This is a genomic window from Bittarella massiliensis (ex Durand et al. 2017), from assembly GCF_017566145.1.
Taxonomy (GTDB): domain Bacteria; phylum Bacillota; class Clostridia; order Oscillospirales; family Ruminococcaceae; genus Bittarella; species Bittarella massiliensis_A.
In genome coordinates this window covers 1-218 of record NZ_JABFCL010000265.1, presented here as the reverse complement: position 1 = coordinate 218, position 218 = coordinate 1, and the positions used below count along the sequence as shown (strand labels likewise).

1 protein-coding gene is annotated in these 218 nt (G+C 46.3%); it reads left to right on the top strand.

Features of this window, described 5'->3' with window-relative positions:
* Window positions 1–218: thymidylate synthase (locus HJY11_RS14270; RefSeq protein ID WP_243764580.1), on the top strand; the 218-nt coding region annotated here is incomplete at both ends.

Here is a 218-nt window from a genome sequence, read left to right as displayed (position 1 = left end):
ATATCTATGTACACCAGGATCTGCATGAGATGAATCTGTATCCGTGCGCGTACAGCATGACATTTAATGTGACAAAACAGCCGGAAAGCGATAAACTTGTCTTAAACGGTATTTTAAACCAGCGTTCCCAGGATGTGCTGGCGGCTAACAACTGGAATGTCTGCCAATACTCAGTGCTGATGCATATGTTGGCACAGGTGTGCGATATGCAGGTGGGG